This is a genomic window from Steroidobacter cummioxidans (genome assembly GCF_003104955.1).
In genome coordinates, this window is the sequence record NZ_LSRW01000045.1 from 36,737 (window position 1) to 58,049 (window position 21,313).

8 protein-coding genes are annotated in these 21,313 nt (G+C 60.8%); all 8 read left to right on the top strand.

The genetic code is table 11. From position 1 onward, the window contains the following. Window positions 1–82 precede the first annotated feature (82 nt). The 8 genes from D0550_RS20940 to fabD all read left to right on the top strand — a co-directional run bounded on the left by D0550_RS20940 (window position 83) and on the right by fabD (window position 21,293). On the top strand, window positions 83–11,815 hold the full coding sequence (locus D0550_RS20940; RefSeq protein WP_116811138.1) for an SDR family NAD(P)-dependent oxidoreductase: 11,733 nt from the start codon (window positions 83–85) through the stop codon (window positions 11,813–11,815). Window positions 11,816–11,876: 61 nt separating this feature from the next. After that, entirely contained in the window at window positions 11,877–14,447 is a 2,571-nt protein-coding gene (locus D0550_RS20945) for an efflux RND transporter permease subunit (RefSeq protein ID WP_116811139.1), read from the top strand. Between the two features lie 31 nt (window positions 14,448–14,478). Then, the gene (locus D0550_RS20950) at window positions 14,479–15,363 is read left to right on the top strand and encodes an outer membrane lipoprotein-sorting protein (protein ID WP_116811140.1); all 885 of its coding nucleotides are present in this window, start codon (window positions 14,479–14,481) and stop codon (window positions 15,361–15,363) included. A gap of 31 nt (window positions 15,364–15,394) precedes the next feature. Beyond that, complete coding sequence (locus D0550_RS20955; protein ID WP_153067254.1) at window positions 15,395–16,765, top strand: DUF1302 domain-containing protein; 1,371 nt, start codon at window positions 15,395–15,397, stop codon at window positions 16,763–16,765. A 25-nt stretch (window positions 16,766–16,790) separates the two neighbouring features. Next, a complete protein-coding gene (locus D0550_RS20960) occupies window positions 16,791–17,762 on the top strand; it encodes an NAD(P)-dependent alcohol dehydrogenase (protein WP_116811202.1) in 972 nt (323 codons plus the stop codon). A 10-nt stretch (window positions 17,763–17,772) separates the two neighbouring features. Then, entirely contained in the window at window positions 17,773–19,044 is a 1,272-nt protein-coding gene (locus tag D0550_RS20965; RefSeq protein ID WP_116811142.1) for a hypothetical protein, read from the top strand. 14 nt (window positions 19,045–19,058) lie between these two features. Then, window positions 19,059–20,069, top strand: coding sequence for a hypothetical protein (locus D0550_RS20970; protein ID WP_153067255.1), 1,011 nt, complete (start codon window positions 19,059–19,061; stop codon window positions 20,067–20,069). A gap of 81 nt (window positions 20,070–20,150) precedes the next feature. Continuing rightward, window positions 20,151–21,293, top strand: a complete 1,143-nt coding sequence (fabD, locus tag D0550_RS20975) for an ACP S-malonyltransferase (RefSeq protein ID WP_116811144.1) — start codon at window positions 20,151–20,153, stop codon at window positions 21,291–21,293. Window positions 21,294–21,313: the final 20 nt, after the last annotated feature.

Here is a 21,313-nt window from a genome sequence, read left to right on the forward strand (position 1 = left end):
ACGACCTTAGTTCTCCTCTGCCTCTCATGACGCGCCGGCGGGTCCGCGGCGTCGCGCCTGATATCTCAAGAAGAGTCAGCCAATGATCGATTTCATCGAATACGTGGTCGGCGAGCTGAAGAGCAAGCGCCTCTCCAAAGGCCATGCTCTGGCGCTGATCAATCAATTCTCCGGCCGCTCCACGGCGACCGGCGCGGCGGTGCTTCATCCGCTGCTGCACAGGAACACGTCCGATCTCGTGCAGCAGAGTTATGCCTGCAGCTTGACTGGCTCAGAGTTCTTTCTGCGGGATCACCGTGTGCACGGGAACAAAGTGCTGCCCGCGGTGGCGTATCTGGAGATGATTCGCGCGGCGATGGCAGATGCGGTGCCGGACCACACGGGGAAGACGCTCGAGCTTCGCAATGTTGTCTGGGCGCAGCCGGTGGTCGTGCAGGATAGAAAGGATGTGTCCGTTGCGCTATCCGTCGATGCGGCTGGCAGCGAGGAACAGATCGACTTTGAGATTTTCAGCGGCGCGGATTCCGATGAAGTCATCCATTGCCAGGGCCAGGCGTTATTGACCAAAGGCTCCAGGCCGCAGCGCTGTGACATCGACGATCTTCGCGCACAAATGCGAAACGGCCCCGTAGACGCGGCACACATCTATCCCGCTATTGCCGAGATGGGCATCGATCTTGGCCCTGCGCAACAGGGCATTCGGGCTATTCATCAAGGCGAGCGGCAGCAGCTCGTAGAGATTCATTTGCCCGAAGCAGTGCAGGGCACGCGCAATGACTATGTGCTGCACCCGAGTGTGATGGACAGCGTGCTGCAGGCCGCGTCCGGCCTGCTGGTTGATCTGACGGGCAAGCCCGGTCAGCCGCCACTACCGTTTGCGCTGGAATCGTTGCAAGTGTTCTCCGGTTGCCAGCCGGAGATGTTCGCCTGGGCTCGTCATGCGCCGGGCAGCAAGCCTGGAGACGCGGTTGCCAAGTTGGATATCGACTTGTGCGATGGCGACGGGAATGTGTGCGTCAGCCTGAGAGGCTTCTCGTCTCGCGTGTCGAGCGTCGCCAGCAAGATTGGTTGTGTGCTCGCTGTGCCGGAGTGGCAACCTGCTAGTGCGGCGGTTCCGAAATCAGTCGAAGTTGCGGCTCGGCCGGTTCAGACGCACGTGATTCTTTGTGATATTTCAGGTGTGGTCGCGCGGGAGCTCGAGATCGAGCTTGGCAAGTCCGGCGATCAGGTTTCCTGTCGCGAGTGGCAGGGCGCTCAGCAATCGATGGCGGGTCGCTATACCGCAGCAGCGCTCGCTTGTTTTGAAACGCTGCGGTCGCTCTTGCAGGGCTTGAAGGATCGCGCGCTCGTGCAGGTCGTCATTGCACAGTCGGATTCGATCTTCGCCGGCCTGACCGGCTTGTTGAAGACAGCGACGCAAGAGAATCCGAACCTGCTCGGCCAGATCGTCGTGACGACGCCTGCGCTGTCTGCCACCGAGCTGGCGAACCAGCTTCGACAGGCACGCGCTCTGTCGCATCAGGCGATCGTCAGATTCGAGAATCACGAGCCCCAGGTGCTGCGCTGGCAGGCGGTCGATGACTCGACCCCACTGAAGCAGCAGATCGCATTCAAGGACCGCGGCGTCTATGTGATAACGGGCGGCCTTGGCGGCTTGGGAATGATATTTGCGCGGGAGATCCTGTCGAGGACGGCAGATGCCAAGGTCATCCTGACGGGGCGCTCTGCGGCCAGCGCAGCGACTCAAAAAACGTTGAATGAGCTCTCCGCGGGCAGTTCGCCACGCGCGTTCTATCGCCAGCTCGATCTCAGCGACCTGCATCAGGTCAAAGGACTGTTCACGGATGTTCTGCAGGAGTTCGGTCGCGTCGATGGAATCCTGCACAGCGCGGGCCTGATCTGCGATGCCTTCATCCTGAAGAAAACACCGGAGGAATTCGCTCGCGTGCTGGAGCCGAAGGTCATCGGTACCTTCAACCTGGACGCAGCCAGCCAGGACATCAATCTCGACTTTCTGGTGCTGTTCTCGGGCGGCGCAGCGGTTCACGGCAACCCTGGTCAGGCGGATTACGCCGCCGCCAATGGGTTCATGGATCAGTTCGCGGCTTACCGCAATCAGCTGGTCGCTGCCAACGCAAGGCAGGGGCTGACCGTCTCGATCAACTGGCCGCTGTGGCGGGATGGCGGAATGACCATCGAGCCTCAGCACCTGCAAGTCCTGCAGCGCTCGACCGGCATGCATCCGATGCAGACGGAAACGGGCCTTCGCGCGTTCCATGAGTGCCTGACGTTACAGCGCAGTCAGGTGCTGGTCGTGGAGGGCGAGCTGGAGCGCATTCATCGCGCCTTCCTCGGCACAGCGCCGATGTCGCCTGCAGTTGTTCAGCGCGATGTCGTCAGTCCAGCGGTTGCTGTGGATTCCAGCGACCTGATGGAAAAGACGCAGAGTTTCCTGCGTAAACAGTTCTCCGTGGTGCTGAAGCTGCCCGCGCAGAAGATCGATCCGGCTGCACCGCTGGATCAGTACGGCATCGACTCCATCGTAGCAATGGGCCTGACCAATCAGCTGGAGCTCACCTTCGGCTCGTTGCCCAAGACGCTGCTCTTCGAGTATCGGAACGTACGTGATCTGGCTCGACATCTCATCGAGTGTCACGCGGACACGTTGGCGAGTTTGTTCGCAGCGGAGACCGGCGCGGTCGAACAGCGCGCAACCAAGGCGCAGGCATCGCCTGTGTCTTCGGTAATCGTGAAGTCGAGGAGGGCGAAGTCCAAGACTGCACGGCGATTCCGTCGCGCGGGGCAGGAAGCATTCGAGCCAGCAAGCCTCGCGGCGACGAACGAGCCGATCGCGATCGTGGGCCTGAGCGGCCGATATCCCGAGTCCATCGATGTCGACGCCTACTGGCGCAATCTGCGTGATGGCAAGGACTGCATCACCGAAGTGCCCGAGCAGCGCTGGAGCTGGCGCGAGTACTACACCGAAGATCGAACCAAGCCGGGATATCACTACAGCAAATGGGGCGGATTCATTGCGGGAGTCGATGAGTTCGATCCATTGTTCTTCGGTATCTCGCCCCGCGAGGCGCGGCTGATGGATCCGCAGGAGCGCTTGTTCCTTCAACACGCGTGGATGGCCATCGAGGATGCGGGCTATACGCGTGCGGCCCTGCAAGTGCCGAATGCTCGGCCGGATCGCCAGCTCGGTCAGGTCGGCGTCTACGTCGGCGCGATGTATGGCGAATACAACTTATCGGGAAGTCTTGCCGGCATCGCCAATCGCGTGTCCTCGGTGATGAATTTCCATGGGCCCAGCATGACGCTGGACACGATGTGCTCTTCCTCGCTGACCGCCATTCATCTCGCCTGCCAGGACTTGAGGCAGCGTCGCACGGATGCCGCGATCGCTGGCGGCGTCAATGTCAGCATTCATCCCAGCAAGTATCTGATGCTCAGCGCCGGGCAGTTCATTTCCAGCGACGGTCATTGCCAGAGCTTCGGCGAGGGTGGCGATGGTTACATCCCGGGCGAGGGTGTCGGCGCGGTGGTGTTGAAGCGGCTGTCGGACGCGGAGAGAGCGGGTGATAACATCTACGGAATCATCCGCGGCAGCGCGCTGAATCATGGCGGCAAGACCAACGGTTATACGGTCCCGAATCCTCAGGCGCAGGCGAGCGTCATTCGCCAGGCGTTGACGGAATCGAACACCGACCCGCGCCATGTCTCGTACATCGAAGCGCACGGCACCGGCACGAAGCTGGGCGATCCGATTGAGATCGCGGCATTGAGCAAAGCTTTCGACGAGCTGGGTCGAGAGGTGTCGCAGAGCGAATCGCGCGCTGCCTGTGCCGTCGGATCCGCGAAGTCGAACATCGGCCATTGTGAGTCCGCTGCAGGTATCGCTGGTCTCACCAAGGTGCTGCTGCAAATGCAGTATCGACAACTCGTGCCGTCGCTGCATTCGGCGCGTCTGAATCCGCACATCGATTTCGAGCGTACGCCGTTCGTGGTCAATCAAGCACTGCGAGCTTGGGAGCCGCCGGTGAGCGAGGGCAGACCGCTGCCTCGGATCGCGGGGATTTCTTCCTTTGGCGCTGGTGGATCGAATGCGCACGTGGTGGTGGAGGAGTATGTGTGCGCCGATGCGCAGCCTCAGCAGGGGCCGGTGATCATTCCACTGTCCGCGAGGACGCCGGAGCAGCTCAGACAGCGAGCTCGCGACTTGTTGGATTTTGCCCGCGCACGCAAGGCGGAGGGATCGATTGATCTGGCGGGTATGGCGTACACGTTGCAGGTCGGCAGAGAGGCGATGGAGATTCGCCTCGGCTTCATTGTCGATTCGGTCGCGGAGCTGGTGGAGAGACTGGAGGCGTTCCTTGCGAGCGCGGATGTGGACGACGCTGATATCGAGGGCATGTGTCGGGGACGGATCAAGGATCACAGAGAAACGCTGGCTACCTTCAGTGAAGATCCGGACTTTCAGGAGACCGTCGACAAGTGGATGGCCCGCAGGAATCTGCCCAAGTTGCTGGATGGGTGGGTCAAGGGGTTGGAGCTGAACTGGCACAAGCTGTACGGCGCCGGTGCGCCGCGCCGGATCAGCCTGCCGACGTATCCGTTCGCGAAGGAGAAGTATTGGATTGAAACGGTGGGGCAGGTTGTCAAGAGTGCCGTGCAGTCTTCAGCCGCAGCGGTGAAGCCGCAAGCGATTCAGCTGGGTGAGGCTTCGGCCAACGATGCTTTGCGTGGCGCCGCCCCGGCGACGGCAGCGGGCAAGCCGAAGTCGGTGGCGCTGATTGGGTTGCAGGAGATTGGAGCGGTCGAGGACAGTCGCGACGCCGATCAGGTTCAGCAGGACCCGCAGATCGAGCAGGTCGAGGTCATCGAGCAGATTCGGATCGTCGAAGAGATCGAGGCGGTCCAGGAGATGGCGGTGCTCATGCCGCAGGACGATTCCGCGACTGTCGACGCCGCGGTCGTTGTTCCTTCGCAGAGCGAGCTACAGCGTCAGCTTAGTGCCACGCTGGCCGAAGCGCTGTACATGGATGTCGCCGATGTCGACAGCGAGAAGTCGTTCGTCGATCTGGGGATGGACTCCATCGTCGGCGTGGAGTGGGTGAAGGTCATCAACAAGCGCTACGGCCTGTCGCTCGCCGCCACGCGCGTTTACGACTACCCGAACATCAAAGAGCTGGCCTCGTTCGTAGCGAAGGAGCTCGCGGCTCTCAAACCGATCGCCAAGCCGACAGCGGTCGCCAAATCGGCTACAGCCGTCAAGTCGGTTGCGACAAGTAAGCCAGTGCTCGATCCGCCGCAGGCAAGTATTGCGGTCAAGCGCACGACCTCGGTGACGCAATCGGTGGCGACTGTCACGCGAGATCAAAACATCGTTCCTGAGCCCGACGCGACTGTGGTGAAGCAAACCGCAGCGCGCCCCTCAGGCAAGATCGCCATCGTCGGCATGTCGGGCCGGTACCCGCAAGCGGACAATCTCAATCGGTACTGGGACAACCTGGCTCAGGGGAAGAATTCCATCGTTGCAATTCCACGCTCGCGCTGGAACGTCGACGACTACTTCGATGCGGATCCGAACCAGCCAGGCAAGGTGTATTGCAAGTGGCTCGGCCTGCTGGACGATGTGGATTGTTTCGATCCGCTGTTCTTCCAGATCTCGCCCGCCGAAGCGCAGGCCATGGATCCGCAGCATCGCCTGTTCATGCAGGAAGCCTATCGAGCGTTCGAGGACGCGGGCTATTCCAACACTGCGCTGAGCAATGTGAAGTGCGGCGTGTACCTCGGCATCATGAGCAACGAGTACCAATTGCTGCTCGCCAAGGACAGCTCTATCCATGCTGCCGCGACTGGCACGAGCTACGCCATCGGCGCCGCGCGTATTGCCTATCACTTGAACCTGAAAGGGCCGGCGATACCGATCGACACCGCGTGCTCATCATCGCTCGTGTCCATTCACCTGGCTTGCCAGGCGCTGTTGAATCGCGAGATCGACATGGCGCTCGCGGGTGGCGTCACGCTGTATCTGACGCCCGATTCCTATCTGGCGATGTGCCAGCTGGGCATGTTGTCGAAGGATGGGCAATGCAAGACGTTCGACGACTCCGCTGATGGCTTTGTGCCGGGCGAGGGCGTCGGTGCGCTGGTTTTGAAGCGCCTGGAAGATGCCGAGGCGGATGGCGACTTCATCCATGGCGTCATCCTCGGCTCGGCCATCAACCAGGACGGCAAGACCAACGGCATCACCGCGCCCAGTGTCAGCAGTCAGATCGAGCTGGAGCGCGATCTGTACGCGAGATACCAGATCGATCCCGAATCGATCAGCTACGTCGAGACGCACGGCACCGGCACCAAGCTTGGCGATCCCATCGAGCTGGAAGCGCTGGCGACGGTGTTCGGTGAAAAGACCGCGAAAAAGAATTTCTGCGCGTTGGGCTCGGTCAAGACGAATATCGGTCACACCTCCGGAGCGGCCGGCGTTGCCGGCGTGCAGAAGGTGTTGCTGTCGATGCGGCATCGCTCGCTGGTGCCGAGCCTGAACGTGAAGGCAGAGAACACGTTGTTCGATTTCCAACGCTCGCCGTTCTACATCTGCCGGGAGCAGCAGGCGTGGAAAGCGTCGCCGGGCTCGCTACTGCGCGCTGGCGTCAGCTCGTTCGGGTTCAGTGGCACCAATGCGCACCTAGTCCTGGAAGAGTATGTGCCGCCGTCCACGGCCACTCGCACGCTGTCGCCTGCCAAGGAGGTCGCGGTGCTGTTATCGGCCAGGACCTCGGCACAACTCGAGCAGAAGGCCAAAGATCTGTTGGATTTCCTGCTCGCTGGAGAAGTCGATCTCGTCGCCGTCGCCTATACGCTGCAGGTCGGCAGAGAGACGTTCAAGGAACGCTTGGGTGTGGTAGCTGGCTCGGTAGCAGAGCTGGTGGAGAAGCTCCGAGCTTACCTTTCGGGTACGACCAGTGCCGAGCGCGTCTATCGCGGCCAAGCGGGTCGTGACAAGGAGGCGCTCGCGGTCTTCACGGCTGATGCAGATTTGCAGGCGACCATCGCTCGTTGGCTGGAGCAGGGCAAATTCAGCAGCTTGCTGGATCTCTGGGTCAAGGGATTGGACGTGGACTGGCGCAAGCTCTACGCGGGGCAAACGCCGCCACGCCGCATCGGGTTGCCGACGTATCCGTTCGCCAAGGATCGATACTGGCCGAACGTGAATGCGGGTACTGCGACGGCCTCCACCCCAGCCAGTGCGACGCTGGAGCGCGGCAACGCAGCTGCAATTCCTTGTGCTGTGGCAAAACAGCGTTTGATCTACGCGCCACGTTGGAAAGCCGAAGCATTGCCGCCATCCGCGCCAGTTGAGCCGCTGTCGGGCCCAACGTTGCTGCTGGATACCTCAGACGAGTTGTTTCTGGCGCTAAAGAAGCAGGTGCCGGCTGATACGAAGCTGACGCTCGTCCGGCTGCAAGCCGCTGCGAGGTTCCAGGAAGTTGCGCCGGATGTTTTCACGCTCGATCCGGCAGGGGGCGCACAGTTCTTCCAGCTCGTAGAAGCGCTGAAGTCTCGCAACCAGCTCCCGACGCAGGTGTTGAGCAGTGACGACACCTCACAGCTCAATGCACGCTTCTATTCGCTCTTTGACCTGTGCAAAGCGCTGCTCGCGAACAAGCAGCAATCACGCGTGAGAGTCGTATCGGTGTACGCCGGTGAGTCGAGCTTGCAGGCTGCTCAAAATGCGGCGTTGGCGGGGTTCTTCAAGACGCTGTCGCTGGAAAATCCCAAGTACCGCGGCAAAGTCGTGAACATTCGAACCAGCGAGATCGCGCCTTCGGAAACGGCGCGGCTCGTGCTCGGTGAGTTGCAGGACTCGAACTGGCAGACGACTGCGGTCAGTTATCAGCGAAGCCAGCATCGTTACAGTCGGAGCGTCGAGGAACTCGTCGCTCATCTTCCGGCCAGCGATCTCAGCAATGAGCTGCCGCTGAAACAGCGTGGGGTCTACATCGTCGCCGGCGGGTTGGGTGGGCTGGGATTCATCGTCTGCGAGTACCTGGCCAAGCAGTTCGGCGCTCGGCTGATCCTGCTCGGTCGCTCGGCGCTCACGTCAGCACAGGCAAACAAGCTGCGTCGACTACAGGCTCACCAGCCAGATGCCACGTACGTGCAGGCCGACGTTGCCAGGCTTGATGACGTTGCGCACGCGGTGCAGATAGCGAAAGAGCGCTTCGGGGCTATCAATGGCGTCATTCACGCGGCAGGTGTCAACAAGGATGCGTTCATCCTCAAGAAGACGCGCGACGAAATGGTTGCGGTGCTGAGCCCGAAGGTGCTCGGCACGGTGAATCTGGATCAGGCGACCCGCGCGGAGCGGCTCGATTTGTTCGTGATGTTCTCGTCGGTTGCGGCGACGTGGGGCAATGCAGGGCAGAGCGATTACGCGTACGGCAACAACTTCATGGATGCATTCGCCGAGTACCGAGAGCAGTTGCTGAGCAATGGTGAGCGGTCGGGTCGCACGCTGTCGATCAATTGGCCGTTCTGGGTCGAAGGCGGCATGACTGTGTCGCAAGGTGACCTGGAGCGCACTGAAACGCAGACCGGCCTCAGCCCGCTGCCGAGCGAGGACGGCATTCAACTGTGGGAAGAGATTTTGCGCACCGACCTCACCCGAGCGGTGGGGCTCTACGGAGACGCGGCAAAGATCAGCGCTCAACTTTCGACAGCGACACAGCCCGAAGCAGCAGCCACGGTCGAGTCGGCAGCGATCGCCGGCGATCTACTTGCGCAAGCTCGGGAATACCTGCAGCGTCTCATCGGCGCTGAGATCAAGCTCTCCGCCGAGCAGGTCGATCCGCAGGAACGCTTCGAGGCGTTCGGCATCGATTCGATCGTCGTCGGTCGCTTGAATGCGGCGCTGACGCGCGATCTGGGCGAGTTGCCGAAGACGCTGTTCTACGAGCGAGACAACATCGAGGAGCTGGCGCAGTACCTGGTCGACGAAGCACCGGGCGCGCTGTCGAAACTTTTGGGTGCGGCAGCGACCACCAGCACTGCGGCGCCGCTCGTTACAAATGAGCTGGCCCCGCCGCCGGCGCAGCCCGCAACGAAAGCGGAGGAACCCGCGCAGATCGCCATCATTGGCGTGCACGGCTATTACCCGGGCTGCACAGATCTCGACGACTACTGGCGACATCTGCGCGACGGCACAGATCTGGTTGGCACGGTGCCGCCCGATCGTTGGGATGCGGAAGCGCTCTACGACAGCGATCCGATCAAATCAGTGGAAGGAAAGATCTACTGCAAATCGGGTGCCTTCCTTGCCGACGCCGATAAGTTCGATGCACTGTTCTTCAACATCCCGGCGGAAGAGGCCAGAGTCATCGATCCCCAGGAGCGGTTGTTCCTGAACTCGGTGTGGGCAGCGCTGGAAGACGCGGGTTACACCCGCGACAGTTTGAAGAGGCGGCATCCGAAGGCAAAGAGCGCGGACGTAGGCGTTTTCGTCGGCGTCACGACCAATTCGTATCAGTTGCTGGCAGCGGACGAGTGGGGCAAGGGCAACGTCGCCTCTGCGAGCGCGCTGCCCTGGTCCATTGCGAACCGGGTTTCTTATTTCTTCGACTTCCAGGGACCCAGCATGCCGATCGATACGGCGTGCTCGTCCTCACTCGTGGCCATTCACCTCGCGTGTGAAAGCCTGCGCAAGCGCGAATGCCAGGTCGCTATCGCCGGCGGCGTGAACATGTACCTGCATCCGGCGAAATATCATTCTCTCTGCGACCGACGCATGCTCGCGCTGGGCGGAAAATGCCGCAGCTACGGCGCTGGCGACGACGGGTTCGTTCCTGGCGAAGCGATCGGATCCCTGGTGCTCAAGCCGCTCAACGAGGCGCTCAGAGACGGCGATCACATCTACGCAGTCGTCGCTGGCAGTGCTTACGATCACAGCGGACGCTCCAACGGCTACTCGGCGCCAAATCCGAACTCGCAAGCGAGCGTAATCGCTCGCGCGCTGGAGAAGGCGCAGATTCATCCGGAGACCATCGGCTATATCGAGGGGCATGGCACTGGCACACAGCTGGGTGACAGCCTGGAGATCGCCGCTCTGGCGCAAGCCTTCAAGAAACAGACGGACAAGCGTCAGTTCTGTCCGGTGGGCTCGGTGAAGGCGAATCTGGGGCACTCCGAATCGGCCGCCGGCGTTGCCGGTGTGACCAAGATCTTGCTGCAGATGAGGCATCAGCAGCTCGCACCCAGCATTCATTCAGAAGAGATCAATCCAAACATCGACTTCGAGGCCTCGCCTTGCTATCTGCAGCGGGAGTTGTCGCGGTGGCCGGCCTCAGTCGAGCATCCGCGTCGAGCCATCATTAATTCCTTCGGTGCCGGTGGCGTGAATGCTTGCGTCGTCCTCGAAGAGCATCAATCGCCCGTTATCTCAGGACGATTGCCATCGACGGGGCCGAGTCTTATCGTCCTGTCCGCCAAGACTGAAGATCGTTTGCACGAGTACGGCAAACGGCTGCTCGATTACCTGGGTACGAGCAGCGATGTCGATCTCACAGCACTGTCCTTCACCTTGCAGGTGGGCCGGGAAGCGATGACCGAGCGCCTGGCCGTCGTCGTCGCCAGTGTTGCAGAACTCAAGAAAAAGCTGAGCGACTGGCTGAGCGATCCTGCGTCGCCAGCGGTCCATCGCGGAACGATCGGTCCCGGCCGGGCAATCAGGAAGTCGTCGACGAGCGCTGATCGAGATCTGGAATCGCTGGCAAAAGCTTGGACGGCAGGTGCAGAGATCGACTGGGAACACTTGTACGCCGGCGCTCGACCGGATCGAATCTCATTGCCGACCTATCCGTTCGCAAAGGAGCGCTATTGGGTCTCGCGGTCCGCACGGCATGCGTTGCCCGTGACCGTGACCAGCGAGGCTCGCTTGCATCCGCTGGTCTCGCACAACTCATCGACGCTGCAAGAGGTCAGCTTCAGCTCGTTGCTGTCGGCGCACGAGTTCTATGCTCGCGATCATCGGGTCAACGAGGAGATGATTTTCCCAGGCGCGGGCTATCTGGAGATCGCTCGTCTCGCTGGCTGCGTCGCGGCGGCAGCCCGAGTGACCGCGATCAAGGACGTAGTTTGGGTTCAGCCGCTGGTGTTCTCATCCGAGTCGCAGCTGCTCCAGACCGCACTTCAGCCCGGCGACGGTGAAGCGCAGTACACCATCACGTCGTTCGATCAGAACCACGACAAGGTGGTGCACGCGGAAGGCGTCGTTCAATTTCAGGATGACGCATTCGAGCCGCAGCTGAGCGAGGCCCATCTGCACATCGAAGCGCTGAAAAAGCAGTGCTCGAAGCGCATGGACGGGGCTAGCTACTACGACCAGGTCGAGAAATCCGGCCTCAGCTATGGGCCGTCGTTCCGCACCGTGCAGGAGCTGTACGTCGGCGATTCGTTCGCATTGTCGCGACTGCAATTGCCCGACGAGCTCGCGACCGATCTGGATGAGTACGTGCTTCATCCCAGCATCGTCGATGGCGCTTTGCAGACAGTGTCCGGCCTGATCGGCCGCGTCGAAACATCGGTGCCGTATCTGCCGTTCGCGATCGAGGAGGTGCAGATCCTGCGATCCACCGCGCCATCGTGCTACGTGCACGTCGAGGCCGCGGGTTGTGAATCGCAGGGCGGTGCCGATGTCAGGAAGTTCAATCTCCAGATCACGAACGAGCAGGGTCTGGTGCTGGTGAAGTTCAGCAACTTCTGCGTTCGCTCCTTCAAGTTCACTCCCGCCAGCGCATCGCTGAGCGTCTGACCGTTCGATCCGTAGCAGCGCCCGCAACCCTTTGCGGGCCCTCAATCAATGTAGGACTGCCATGAAGAGAGTATTGCAAGCGATTGCCGAGCACATCACTCATGTGCCGGAGCGGCTGCGGCGGCGCAAGCTGCTGGTCCTGGCGTTCTTTACGATCACCACCGCGATCTTCTGCTACGGGCTGAGCCAGCTGAAGTTCGATTTCACGCTGGAGCGCTGGTTCGAGCAGGACGACGCATCGTTCATCGCGTACAACGAATTCCACGAGCAGTTCGGCAGCGAGGACGGCGTCGTCATCGTCTACAAAGCCAAGGACGGAGATGTGTTCTCCGCCCAGTCGCTGAAGGCCGTGCAAGGCATCCGTGACGAGCTGCTGAACTATCACAAGCATCTGCAGGAAGGCGAAGCATCCGCGCTCGATCACATCGTGGATATCGACACCCTGATCAATGCTTTTATCTTGACGGTCAAGGACGACATCTTGCTGTCCAGCGGCCTGGTGGGCGATACGGTGCCCACCGACCGCTCCGCGCTCGAAGATATTCGGCGCAGAGCGCTGGCCCAGCGCGACTTCCCGCTGAAGTTCTTCTCCGAGGACATGCAGTATGCGGCGATCTATATAAAAACGGATTTCGGCGCCATCCCGCTGGACTCGGACGAGAAGCCAGCCTCGGGCCTGAGCATCGACATGGCGCAGGAGATCGCCGCGGCAGCCAGTACTGAGAAGAAGGGGCCGCCGCGTTTCAAGCCCACGGATACCGCGGATTACCTGGCGTTGAACGCCGCGCTCAAGGACATCCTCGAGAAGCCCCAGTTCGCGGAGCATCTGGAGTACTACAAGGTCGGCAGCACCATCGAGTCCGAGCATCAGCTGGAGATGGGCAAGGAAGTGGCCGGCCTGTATCTGGCGGCGCTGGTCATCATGCTGGTGTCGCTGCTGTTGGTGTTCCGTTCGTTGTCGGCGGCAATCTGGTCATTCCTGGTCGTGATCCTGAGCACGATCTGGACCTTGGGAATCGCAGGGTTGCTGGGCCTGGCCGCTACGCCGTTCGTCACCCTGACCATCCTGCTGATCCTGACGATGGGCATGGCCGACGTGGTCCATATCATTTCCGGTTACTTGTTCTTCCGTAACGAAGGGCACGACTACGAGTCCGCGGTGCGATTGGCGTACGAGAAGGCCGGCGTCGCGTGCTTGCTGACGGCGACGACGGCCATGGCCGCCATGCTGTCGCTGTCGTCGACCAACCTGGTGCCAATCAAGCATTTCTCCATCATGTCGGCGACAGGTGTGGCCGCGGCGCTGTTCCTGACGCTCTATCTGCTGCCGGTGCTGCTCGATCTGTGGTCGCCGGTGCCGAAGGTGAAGAAGGTCAAGGTGGGGCGTGTTGCTTCGATCCTGCAGCGGCTCCTGCCTGACTTTGCGCTGGCGCTACAAAAGGTGTTGGACAAGATCCCGCCCATGGTGGAGAAGCGCCCGCGAACTTACGTTGCCTTGTTCTCGGTGATTCTCGCGGTCTGCGTCTACGGCGCCTTCCATGTGAAGGTCGACTACACCAGCTACGACCAGTATCCCAAAGAGTCCAACTTCTACCAAAGCATCAAGCTGCTGGATGAAAAGATGGCGGGCTCGGCGCGGGTGTCGCTCTATGTCGATCTCGGCAAGGACAGTGGCTTCCAGGATCCGGCGGTACTGCGCGTCGTCGAGGCCATGCAGCGCAAGCTCGAGACCGACTACAAGAAGTATGTGGTCACGACTGCGTCGATCGTCGACATCGTCAAAGACGCCAATCAGAAGCAGAACGAAGGGCGTCCCGAGATGTACAAGATCCCGGACAGCCACCAGGAGCTGTCGCAGACGCTGTTCATGTTCAATACCGCGGATCCCGAAGAGCGCGAGAAGGTCGTCAGCGAGAATTATCGCAAAGCGAACATCACGGTCACGTTGCGCACCTTCGGGTCGAACGAATACACAGATGTGTTCGCGGCGATGAAACAGGATGTCAACGACGCGTTGAGCGTCATCAAGAAGACCTATCCGGACGCGACCGTGTCCATCACCGGTCTGTTCTCGATGGGCCTGCAGGCGGCCGACTACCTGATGACCAACGAGCTGCAGAGCTTCGGCCTGAGCCTGCTGGTGATCTCGCTGATCCTGCTGGTGATCTTCAACTCGTTCAAAGCCGGGCTCATCTCGCTGCTGCCGAACCTGATTCCCTCGTTCCTGGTGCTGGGCATCCTCGGGTTGCTGGATGTGCCGATCGACTTCTACACCATGATGCTCGCGCCCATCGTGGTCGGCATCGCGGTCGACGACACGATCCACTTCGTCAGCCAGTACCGAGCCGAAGTGTTGAGGGATGGAGACATCCGCAGGGCGGTGCGAGACACGGTGAAAGAGTGCGGCCAGGGCATCTTCTTCTCATCGCTGGTGCTCGGACTCGGCTTCGGCATCATGGCCATTGCCAGCTCCCCGGGTGTGGCCAATCTGGGCAAGCTCGGCTTCCTGTCGATCTTCTCAGGACTGCTCTGCGAGCTGTTCCTGACCCCGGCACTGATCATGGTGTTCAAGCTGACGTTCGCGCCCAAGACCGTCGAGCCGCAAGCCGTGCCGCAGAACGCGCAAGCATGACTGCCAACCACCGCAAGTAGAGGAGATTCCCATGAAGACTTATTGGGGTGCCATTGCTCGGGCGCTCGCCATCGGTTGTTTGCTGGTGCCGCTGCGGCTGCCCGCCATGAACGGTCCCGAGATCATGAAGATGGTCGATGAGGTCAACCGCAAGGCGTTCTCGACGGCGGTCGTGAAGACGCAGTTGTCCACTTGCAAGTACGAGAAGTCGGACAGCGGCATTCGCTGCAAGGACAAGCCGCGCGTCGTCGTGCTCGAAGTGGGCGAGAAGAAGTACGGTGGCGACAACCGCGACGGCAAGTCGATCGCGCTGGTGCTCGAGCCGATCTCCGACAAGGGCGTCGGCATGCTGCGCTACGAATACTACGAGGCGAATCGGGACAACGAGAATTTTCTGTACCTGCCGGCGCTGGGCAAGGTGCGGCGCCTGGTGTCGGGCAGCGACAACGAGGATGGCGGCAGCTTCTTCGGCACGGAGTTCTACGGTGACGATGCGCAGGCGCGCAAGATCGACGAGTTCACTTACGTCCTGCTGCGCGAGGAAACCTACGACGACCGTCCGACATGGGTTGTCGAAGTGACGCCCACAGCGGCGCGTGCGAAGAAAACGGCGTATGGAAAGCTGGTCGTGTGGATCGACCAGGAGCGCAAGATCTACCTGAAGGAGGATATCTACAACCGCTCCGGCAGGCTGTATCGCCAGCGGCTGTACCGCAAGTATTCCCTGATCGACAACGTGTGGCTGTCGCGGCAGCAGACCATGAACAATCTGTCGACCAACCGGATCACGTCGATAGACAACCTCTCCGTGACCTATCACCGCGAAGTGCCGGATGAAGTGCTGACCGAACGCAGCCTCACCGACTTCACCTTCAGAGAAAGAAATCTCGCCCTGCTCAGAACCTATTACCACTAAAGACGGTAGCTGAAGCGGACAGGAGGCAGCGATGCCAACCCTCTTACTGGAGCAGTCGCGGCAGGGTCACGTGCGATGCGATCTGCGATTGATCGTGCCGCTGTGCCTCACGGCCGTGAATCCATTGCTGGCGGGCGCCGAGCAACTCACGACCGAGCCCGAGTCGAATTCGAGTACCGATCAAGCTGTCCCGGACTTCTCCATATTCGATTCGGCAGCGGAAGAGTCCTCGCCGGGCGGCGGCATGGGCGGGCGGCAAGCGACATCACCGCTGCGTGTCACTCTGGCGCACGAGGTTTCCTACAAGGTCGAGGAGCCGCAGTTCGTGGTGAAGAATCGTTCGTCGCTGCGAGTCGAGTATTCCAAGTACGTGCTCGACAACTTCTATGTGCAGCTGGACGGCAAGGCGACCGGGTTCTGGGGCGAAGATCATCGGCACGATGCGGAAGGCGAGGACTTCCTGGTGTCGCAAGCCTACGTGCAGACGAGCTTCGGGCGCACGGCCATCCGGGCCGGATTTCAAAGCCTGCCCTGGGGCGAATCGATCCTGGCGCCGATCACCGACGAAGTCAGTCCCAGGGACAACCGGGAGTTGTTCAATTTCAATCTGGAGGAGCTGCGGATCGGTCAGCCGATGCTGGTCGTCGATCAGTTCTCGGGCTGGGGCAGCGTGAGCATGTTCTTCAATCCGCGCGCTTCCTTCAACAGGAACCCGGAGCGCGGCACTGCCTATTCGTTCGACCGGTTTCGCTACCAACCCGAAGTATCGGGCGAAACCGATCTATCGGAGTACGGCGCCAGCTGGAGGAAAACATTCACCCGCGGCGACATCACGTTCATGACGGCCAGCCTGATCGACAACGACTACGCGCTGCGAATGAACGACGACGGCACGGTGTCGCGAGAGCGAGTGCGCTTTTCGATGAATGGATTCTCCTTCAACTACGCCTTTAGCGATTTCGTCCTGCGCGGCGAGGCAGCCTGGAAGTCGAAGCTACCTTTCAACACCGCAGAGATGCAGATCGTCGAGCGCGATGCAATCGAGGCCTATCTGGGACTGGAGTATTCGGTTTCGTCGACGCTCACCTTGAGCGTCGAAGGCATCAATCAGCACGTCTCCGACTGGAGCGCCGAGGTCGCGAGCGCGCCGCGCGATAGTCAATCGCTGCTGGTGACCCTGACCAAGCTGCTGATGCACGAGGATCTGAACATCCAGGTCATGAACTTCTACACCCAGCCGGGCAACAGCAACCTGGCGATCCTGCAGACCACCTATGACTGGAACGACAACCTGAGGTTCGGCTTCAACGTCGTCTATCCGTACACACGGGACGAGCAGGCTGGCCTTTGGAACGTTCGTGACCAGAAGCAGGTCGCGCTCAAGGTGCAGTATCAATTCTAGAGGGCGCGATGCCATGAAGACGCCGATGAAAGCAATCGTGTGCACCGGTTACGGACCGCCGGAAGTGCTGCAGATGCAGGATGTGGAGAAGCCGCGTCCCGCCGATAACGAAGTGCTCGTGAAGGTGCATGCGACTACGGTGAGCATGGGCGATCACAGGATCAGAAGCTTTACGGTGCCCTCCGCAGTGTGGTTACCGGCGCGAATGGCGCTGGGTCTCACGCGGCCGCGGCGGAACATTCTGGGAATCGAGCTCGCTGGCGAGGTTGAAGCGGTGGGTGGTCAGGTGCAGCGCTTCAAGAAGGGCGATCGAGTGTTCGCGGCGACCCTGCAGGGGTTTGGCGCCTATGCGCAATACCGATGTATTTCCGAGGATGGTCCGGTCGCCGCGAAGCCCCGCAATCTAACCTATGAGGAAGCCGCGGCAGTTCCTATCGGTGCTCGCACGGCGCTGCATTACCTCAGAAAGGCAAATGTCCAAAGCGGGCAGGACGTTTTGATCTACGGCGCGTCTGGAAGCGTCGGCACCTATGCAGTGCAGATGGCGAAGCACTTCGGCGCCAACGTCACCGCAGTCTGCAGCACTGCGAACGTCGAGTTGACCCAATCGCTGGGCGCCGACGCGGTCATCGATTACACCGCAGATGATTTCACCACTCGCCCAGACAGATACGACGTCGTATTCGACACAGTGGGCAAGGCGTCATTCGGCGACTGCATGAAGGTACTGAAGAGTGGCGGCAGCTATCTGAATTGCACGCCCGTGTTGCCGAGCATCCAGGTCATGCGCGCCAAGCTGTCCGGCGCTCACAAATTGATCCTCGGCGAAGCGCCGCCGGAGACCGCCGAGGCGTTGGACTTCATCCGCGAGTTGCTGGAAGCAGGAAAGATCCGAGTCGTCGTCGACCGCAAGTACAGGTTCGATGAAATCGTCGAGGCCCATCGCTACGTGGACCAGGGCCGCAAGAAGGGCAACGTCGTCATCTCGATCGTCTGAAGGGAAGATCATGAGCACCGAAGCCGAACATTTCCACAAGCTCTACGGCGCCAAGCGGCAGAGAATCACGTATCAGCCGAAAGATGCGCTGGACTATGCGCTGATGATCTTCGCCACCGGTGCGCTCCTTTGGTTCAGCTTTGGCGCGACGAATGTGCTGACCCCGATCGGCCTGGCGCTGTGCGCCTTCATGCTGTTCTCGTTTCCGATCCGACATGGCATCGAGCTTAGAACGCCGATCATTCTCTCCAGTCCGCAAGATGTGCTGTATTCGTTGCTCTACAAGGTCCAGAACATCAAGGCGCCGTACCTGTGGGCGATCGGACTGCTTCTGCTCGAAAACTTCGTCATCTATCTGACGCCGCAGTGGCCGCATCACGTGGAGTGGATGCGTAAGGCGGCGCTGTATCTGTTCTACGGTCATCTCGCCGTCATCACGCTGTATCGAACTGTCATCCTGTTCTCGCACCTGTACAAGAAGGATCTGGTGCGAGAGATCCTGATGCAGTCGATCTGGAAGAAGCGTCTGGAGCGGCAGCCGAGTATCGTGCTCGAGATCCTGCACGCCTACTGGACGGGATTGCTGACGCACCTCGTGCTGGTGGTGCCGTGGTATCTGGTGATTACACACGCGAACTTCTCGCTGGTGTTGCTGCCGCTCACGCTGGTCGCGGGCGCGGTGCTCTCGATTCAGTTCGCCAACGTTATCAACGAGTGGTTCTATCGAGATCACTGGGTGGGGCACAACTCGGAATTCGATTTCGTCTATCTGCACGGCTCACATCACGACGCTATTCCGTCGGGATTGATCGGGGTGGCCGGCAATGGCTACCTGGAGGGTTTCCTGCGAGGCGCCATCGCGTTTCCGACGCCGTTCCTCAATCCGCTAGTGGCGGCGCTTTACTACACCATCGAGGTGAAGAGCGACATCGACCTGCACCAGTACATCCCTGGCGTGTTCCCCAAGCTGCCGCGACACATCTTCGAGATCGCTCAGCACTCGGTCCATCACTTCGGTCGCGTCGAGCCTTACAGCTTCGCCGTCAACGTCGATCAGCCGCACATCTCCGAGGACATCAAGAAGCAATTCAAGATGTTTCCGGCGGGTCTCCGGCAGGCAATCGCGCTCGATGAGCGGCTGGACGGCTACCAATGGGATAACGCGCGCTATCGCTGGTTCATGGAGCTGGTCGATCGATATCACGACGCGGACGAGCATCGTGTGCACGCGGGCGTCGATCGCGACGAGGTAGGCACGGCTACGCCGCGCGAAGCCGAGTGACGCAAGGAGCCATCATGAAAATCGACTGGGTCGCTGAAGGCTTCGCCGCCATGCGCGATTGCGGCGAGGACATCTCGATCGTCTATGGCCGGGTCAACAAGGGGCCGCGCGCCGAGCCCGAGTGGGCCGAGTTGCCGCACGACAAGTTCGACGGCATCGGTGGGTTCGGGCACTTGCTGCGGGAACATGGCTGTCCGGTGGATGAGCTACCGGTGTTGAACGCAGATAGCCTGACGTTCTCTCGAGCGGTGCGAGGGTTGGTTGCCGTCTCACCGGCTCTGAAAGTACGAACCCAGCAGTGGCGAAACTTCGACGCCACTCGTAGCGCGACCTTCCGCCCCGTGGCCCAGCGTGTCGCCTGGAAGTTGCTGACCGAAGACGAAACGAAATCGATCGTTGCGGCGGCCAAGGCCACGGGAGTGACCGTCAATACGTTGCTGCTGTTTCACCTCGACAGAGCCGTGTCTGCGCAGCTGACGCCCGAATTGGCGGACCGGCTGTGGATGATTCCCGTGAACTTGCGAGGCGGATTGCCTCGGCAGCATCCGGAAGCGTTTCTCAAGATGTCGTTCTTTCCAGTCGATCTGCAAGGCCGCCCGTCGGTGGGGCAGGTGCAAGCACGGATCACGAGCCTCAAGGACCGGCATTGTCATTGGGGCTCATGGGCTGCATTACACCTCGGCAAGTTGATCGGCGCGGCAGGCATCCGTCGCGAGCTGCGCAAGCGGGACAAGCAGAACAACAGCTGGACGGGACTCTTTTCGAACCTCGGTGTCTGGACCGTGCCAGGCGCCGGCCACTGGGTTTTCGGCCCCGCCGTGTCGCGCGCCCAACCGATCGGAGCCGGGTGTCTGACGCTCAACGGCTGCATGGCGCTCACCGTGCAATTGCATGAAGCGCTGAGCGACAACTTGCAAGACACGCATGACCTGCTCGACGCCTGGACAGAGCCCTTCATTCAAGCGACGCCGGCGAGCGTCGACCGATCCGGCCTCGAACGGTTCGGTGAACGAATTTCTGCCTGAAAGGCCAGGCACTCGACGACGGCCAGCTGCCGAGCGTCATTCGGGAATGCATTCCTAGTTCAAGGTAGTGGAGGCGAGTTCATGAAAGTCTTTATGTTCCCAGGGCAGGGGTCGCAGGCCAAAGGCATGGGCGGCGCTTTGTTCGATGAGTTCGAGGCGCTCACGGCCAAGGCCGACAGCATCCTGGGATATTCCATCAAAGAGCTGTGCCTGGACGACCCGAGAAACCAGCTCAACCAGACGCAGTTCACGCAGCCCGCGTTGTTCGTGGTCAATGCGCTGTCGTATCTGAAGAAGGTGACGGAGCAGGGCCGTCCGGACTTCGTTGCGGGCCATAGCCTCGGCGAGTTCAACGCGCTGCTTGCGGCCGATTGTTTCGATTTCGAAACCGGCCTGCGGCTGGTGCGCCGGCGCGGCGAGTTGATGAGCCGCGTCTCCAGCGGCGGTATGGCGGCGATCTTGAATGCCAGCAAGGACGAGATCGAGACCATTCTGAGACGCAATGGACTCAGGAACATCGACCTGGCCAATTACAACACGCCGTCGCAGATCGTGATTTCCGGTCTGCTCGACGAGATCACGCAGGCGCAGTCGCTGTTCCAGGTGGGCACGATGCTCTATTACCCGCTCGTGACCAGCGGTGCATTCCATTCGCGCTTCATGCGCAGCGCGATGGACGAGTTTGGCACTTATCTGCGCACGTTCAAATTCTCCGCACCGAAGATTCCCGTGCTCGCGAACGTGACCGCCCGGCCCTATGAGCAGGGCAAGATCGTCGAGGGCCTCTCCGGTCAGATCGCGAGCACGGTGCGCTGGTGCGAAAGCATTCAATACCTGATGGCGCTGGCCGAACACCGCGGCGAGTCCGCGGTGTTCGAGGAGGTCGGACATGGCGATGTCCTGACTCGAATCTTCCAGACCATCAAACGGCAGACGCCGGAGTCGGCGCTCGAACCGTATCGAGCCGAACTGCGACGAGCCGGCTCGTCTCCGCGACCGGCGCCAGTGCCAGCGCGGGCGCCCGCCGATCCGACCGGCAAGGTGGTCGCCTGGAATATCAGGTATCCCGTGGGCACTCGCGTGCGCTCGACCCTCATGGACGACCAGTCGCTGGAGACCCGCACGCCGGCGATGGTTCTGTTCGGTCACCGCGCGGCGGTCTACATGAAAGGTTACAACGGCTATTTCGATCTCGACGAGGTCGTGCCGTTGCTGGCTCGCTAAACCCATTCTCGCAACGAACG

What these genes read in the sequence shown, in the direction of transcription:
- D0550_RS20940 (WP_116811138.1), top strand. Translation starts at nt 83, where the DNA reads ATGATCGATTTCATCGAATACGTGGTCGGCGAGCTGAAGAGCAAGCGC.
- D0550_RS20945 (WP_116811139.1), top strand. Translation starts at nt 11,877, where the DNA reads ATGAAGAGAGTATTGCAAGCGATTGCCGAGCACATCACTCATGTGCCG.
- D0550_RS20950 (WP_116811140.1), top strand. Translation starts at nt 14,479, where the DNA reads ATGAAGACTTATTGGGGTGCCATTGCTCGGGCGCTCGCCATCGGTTGT.
- D0550_RS20955 (WP_153067254.1), top strand. Translation starts at nt 15,395, where the DNA reads ATGCCAACCCTCTTACTGGAGCAGTCGCGGCAGGGTCACGTGCGATGC.
- D0550_RS20960 (WP_116811202.1), top strand. Translation starts at nt 16,791, where the DNA reads ATGAAAGCAATCGTGTGCACCGGTTACGGACCGCCGGAAGTGCTGCAG.
- D0550_RS20965 (WP_116811142.1), top strand. Translation starts at nt 17,773, where the DNA reads ATGAGCACCGAAGCCGAACATTTCCACAAGCTCTACGGCGCCAAGCGG.
- D0550_RS20970 (WP_153067255.1), top strand. Translation starts at nt 19,059, where the DNA reads ATGAAAATCGACTGGGTCGCTGAAGGCTTCGCCGCCATGCGCGATTGC.
- fabD (WP_116811144.1), top strand. Translation starts at nt 20,151, where the DNA reads ATGAAAGTCTTTATGTTCCCAGGGCAGGGGTCGCAGGCCAAAGGCATG.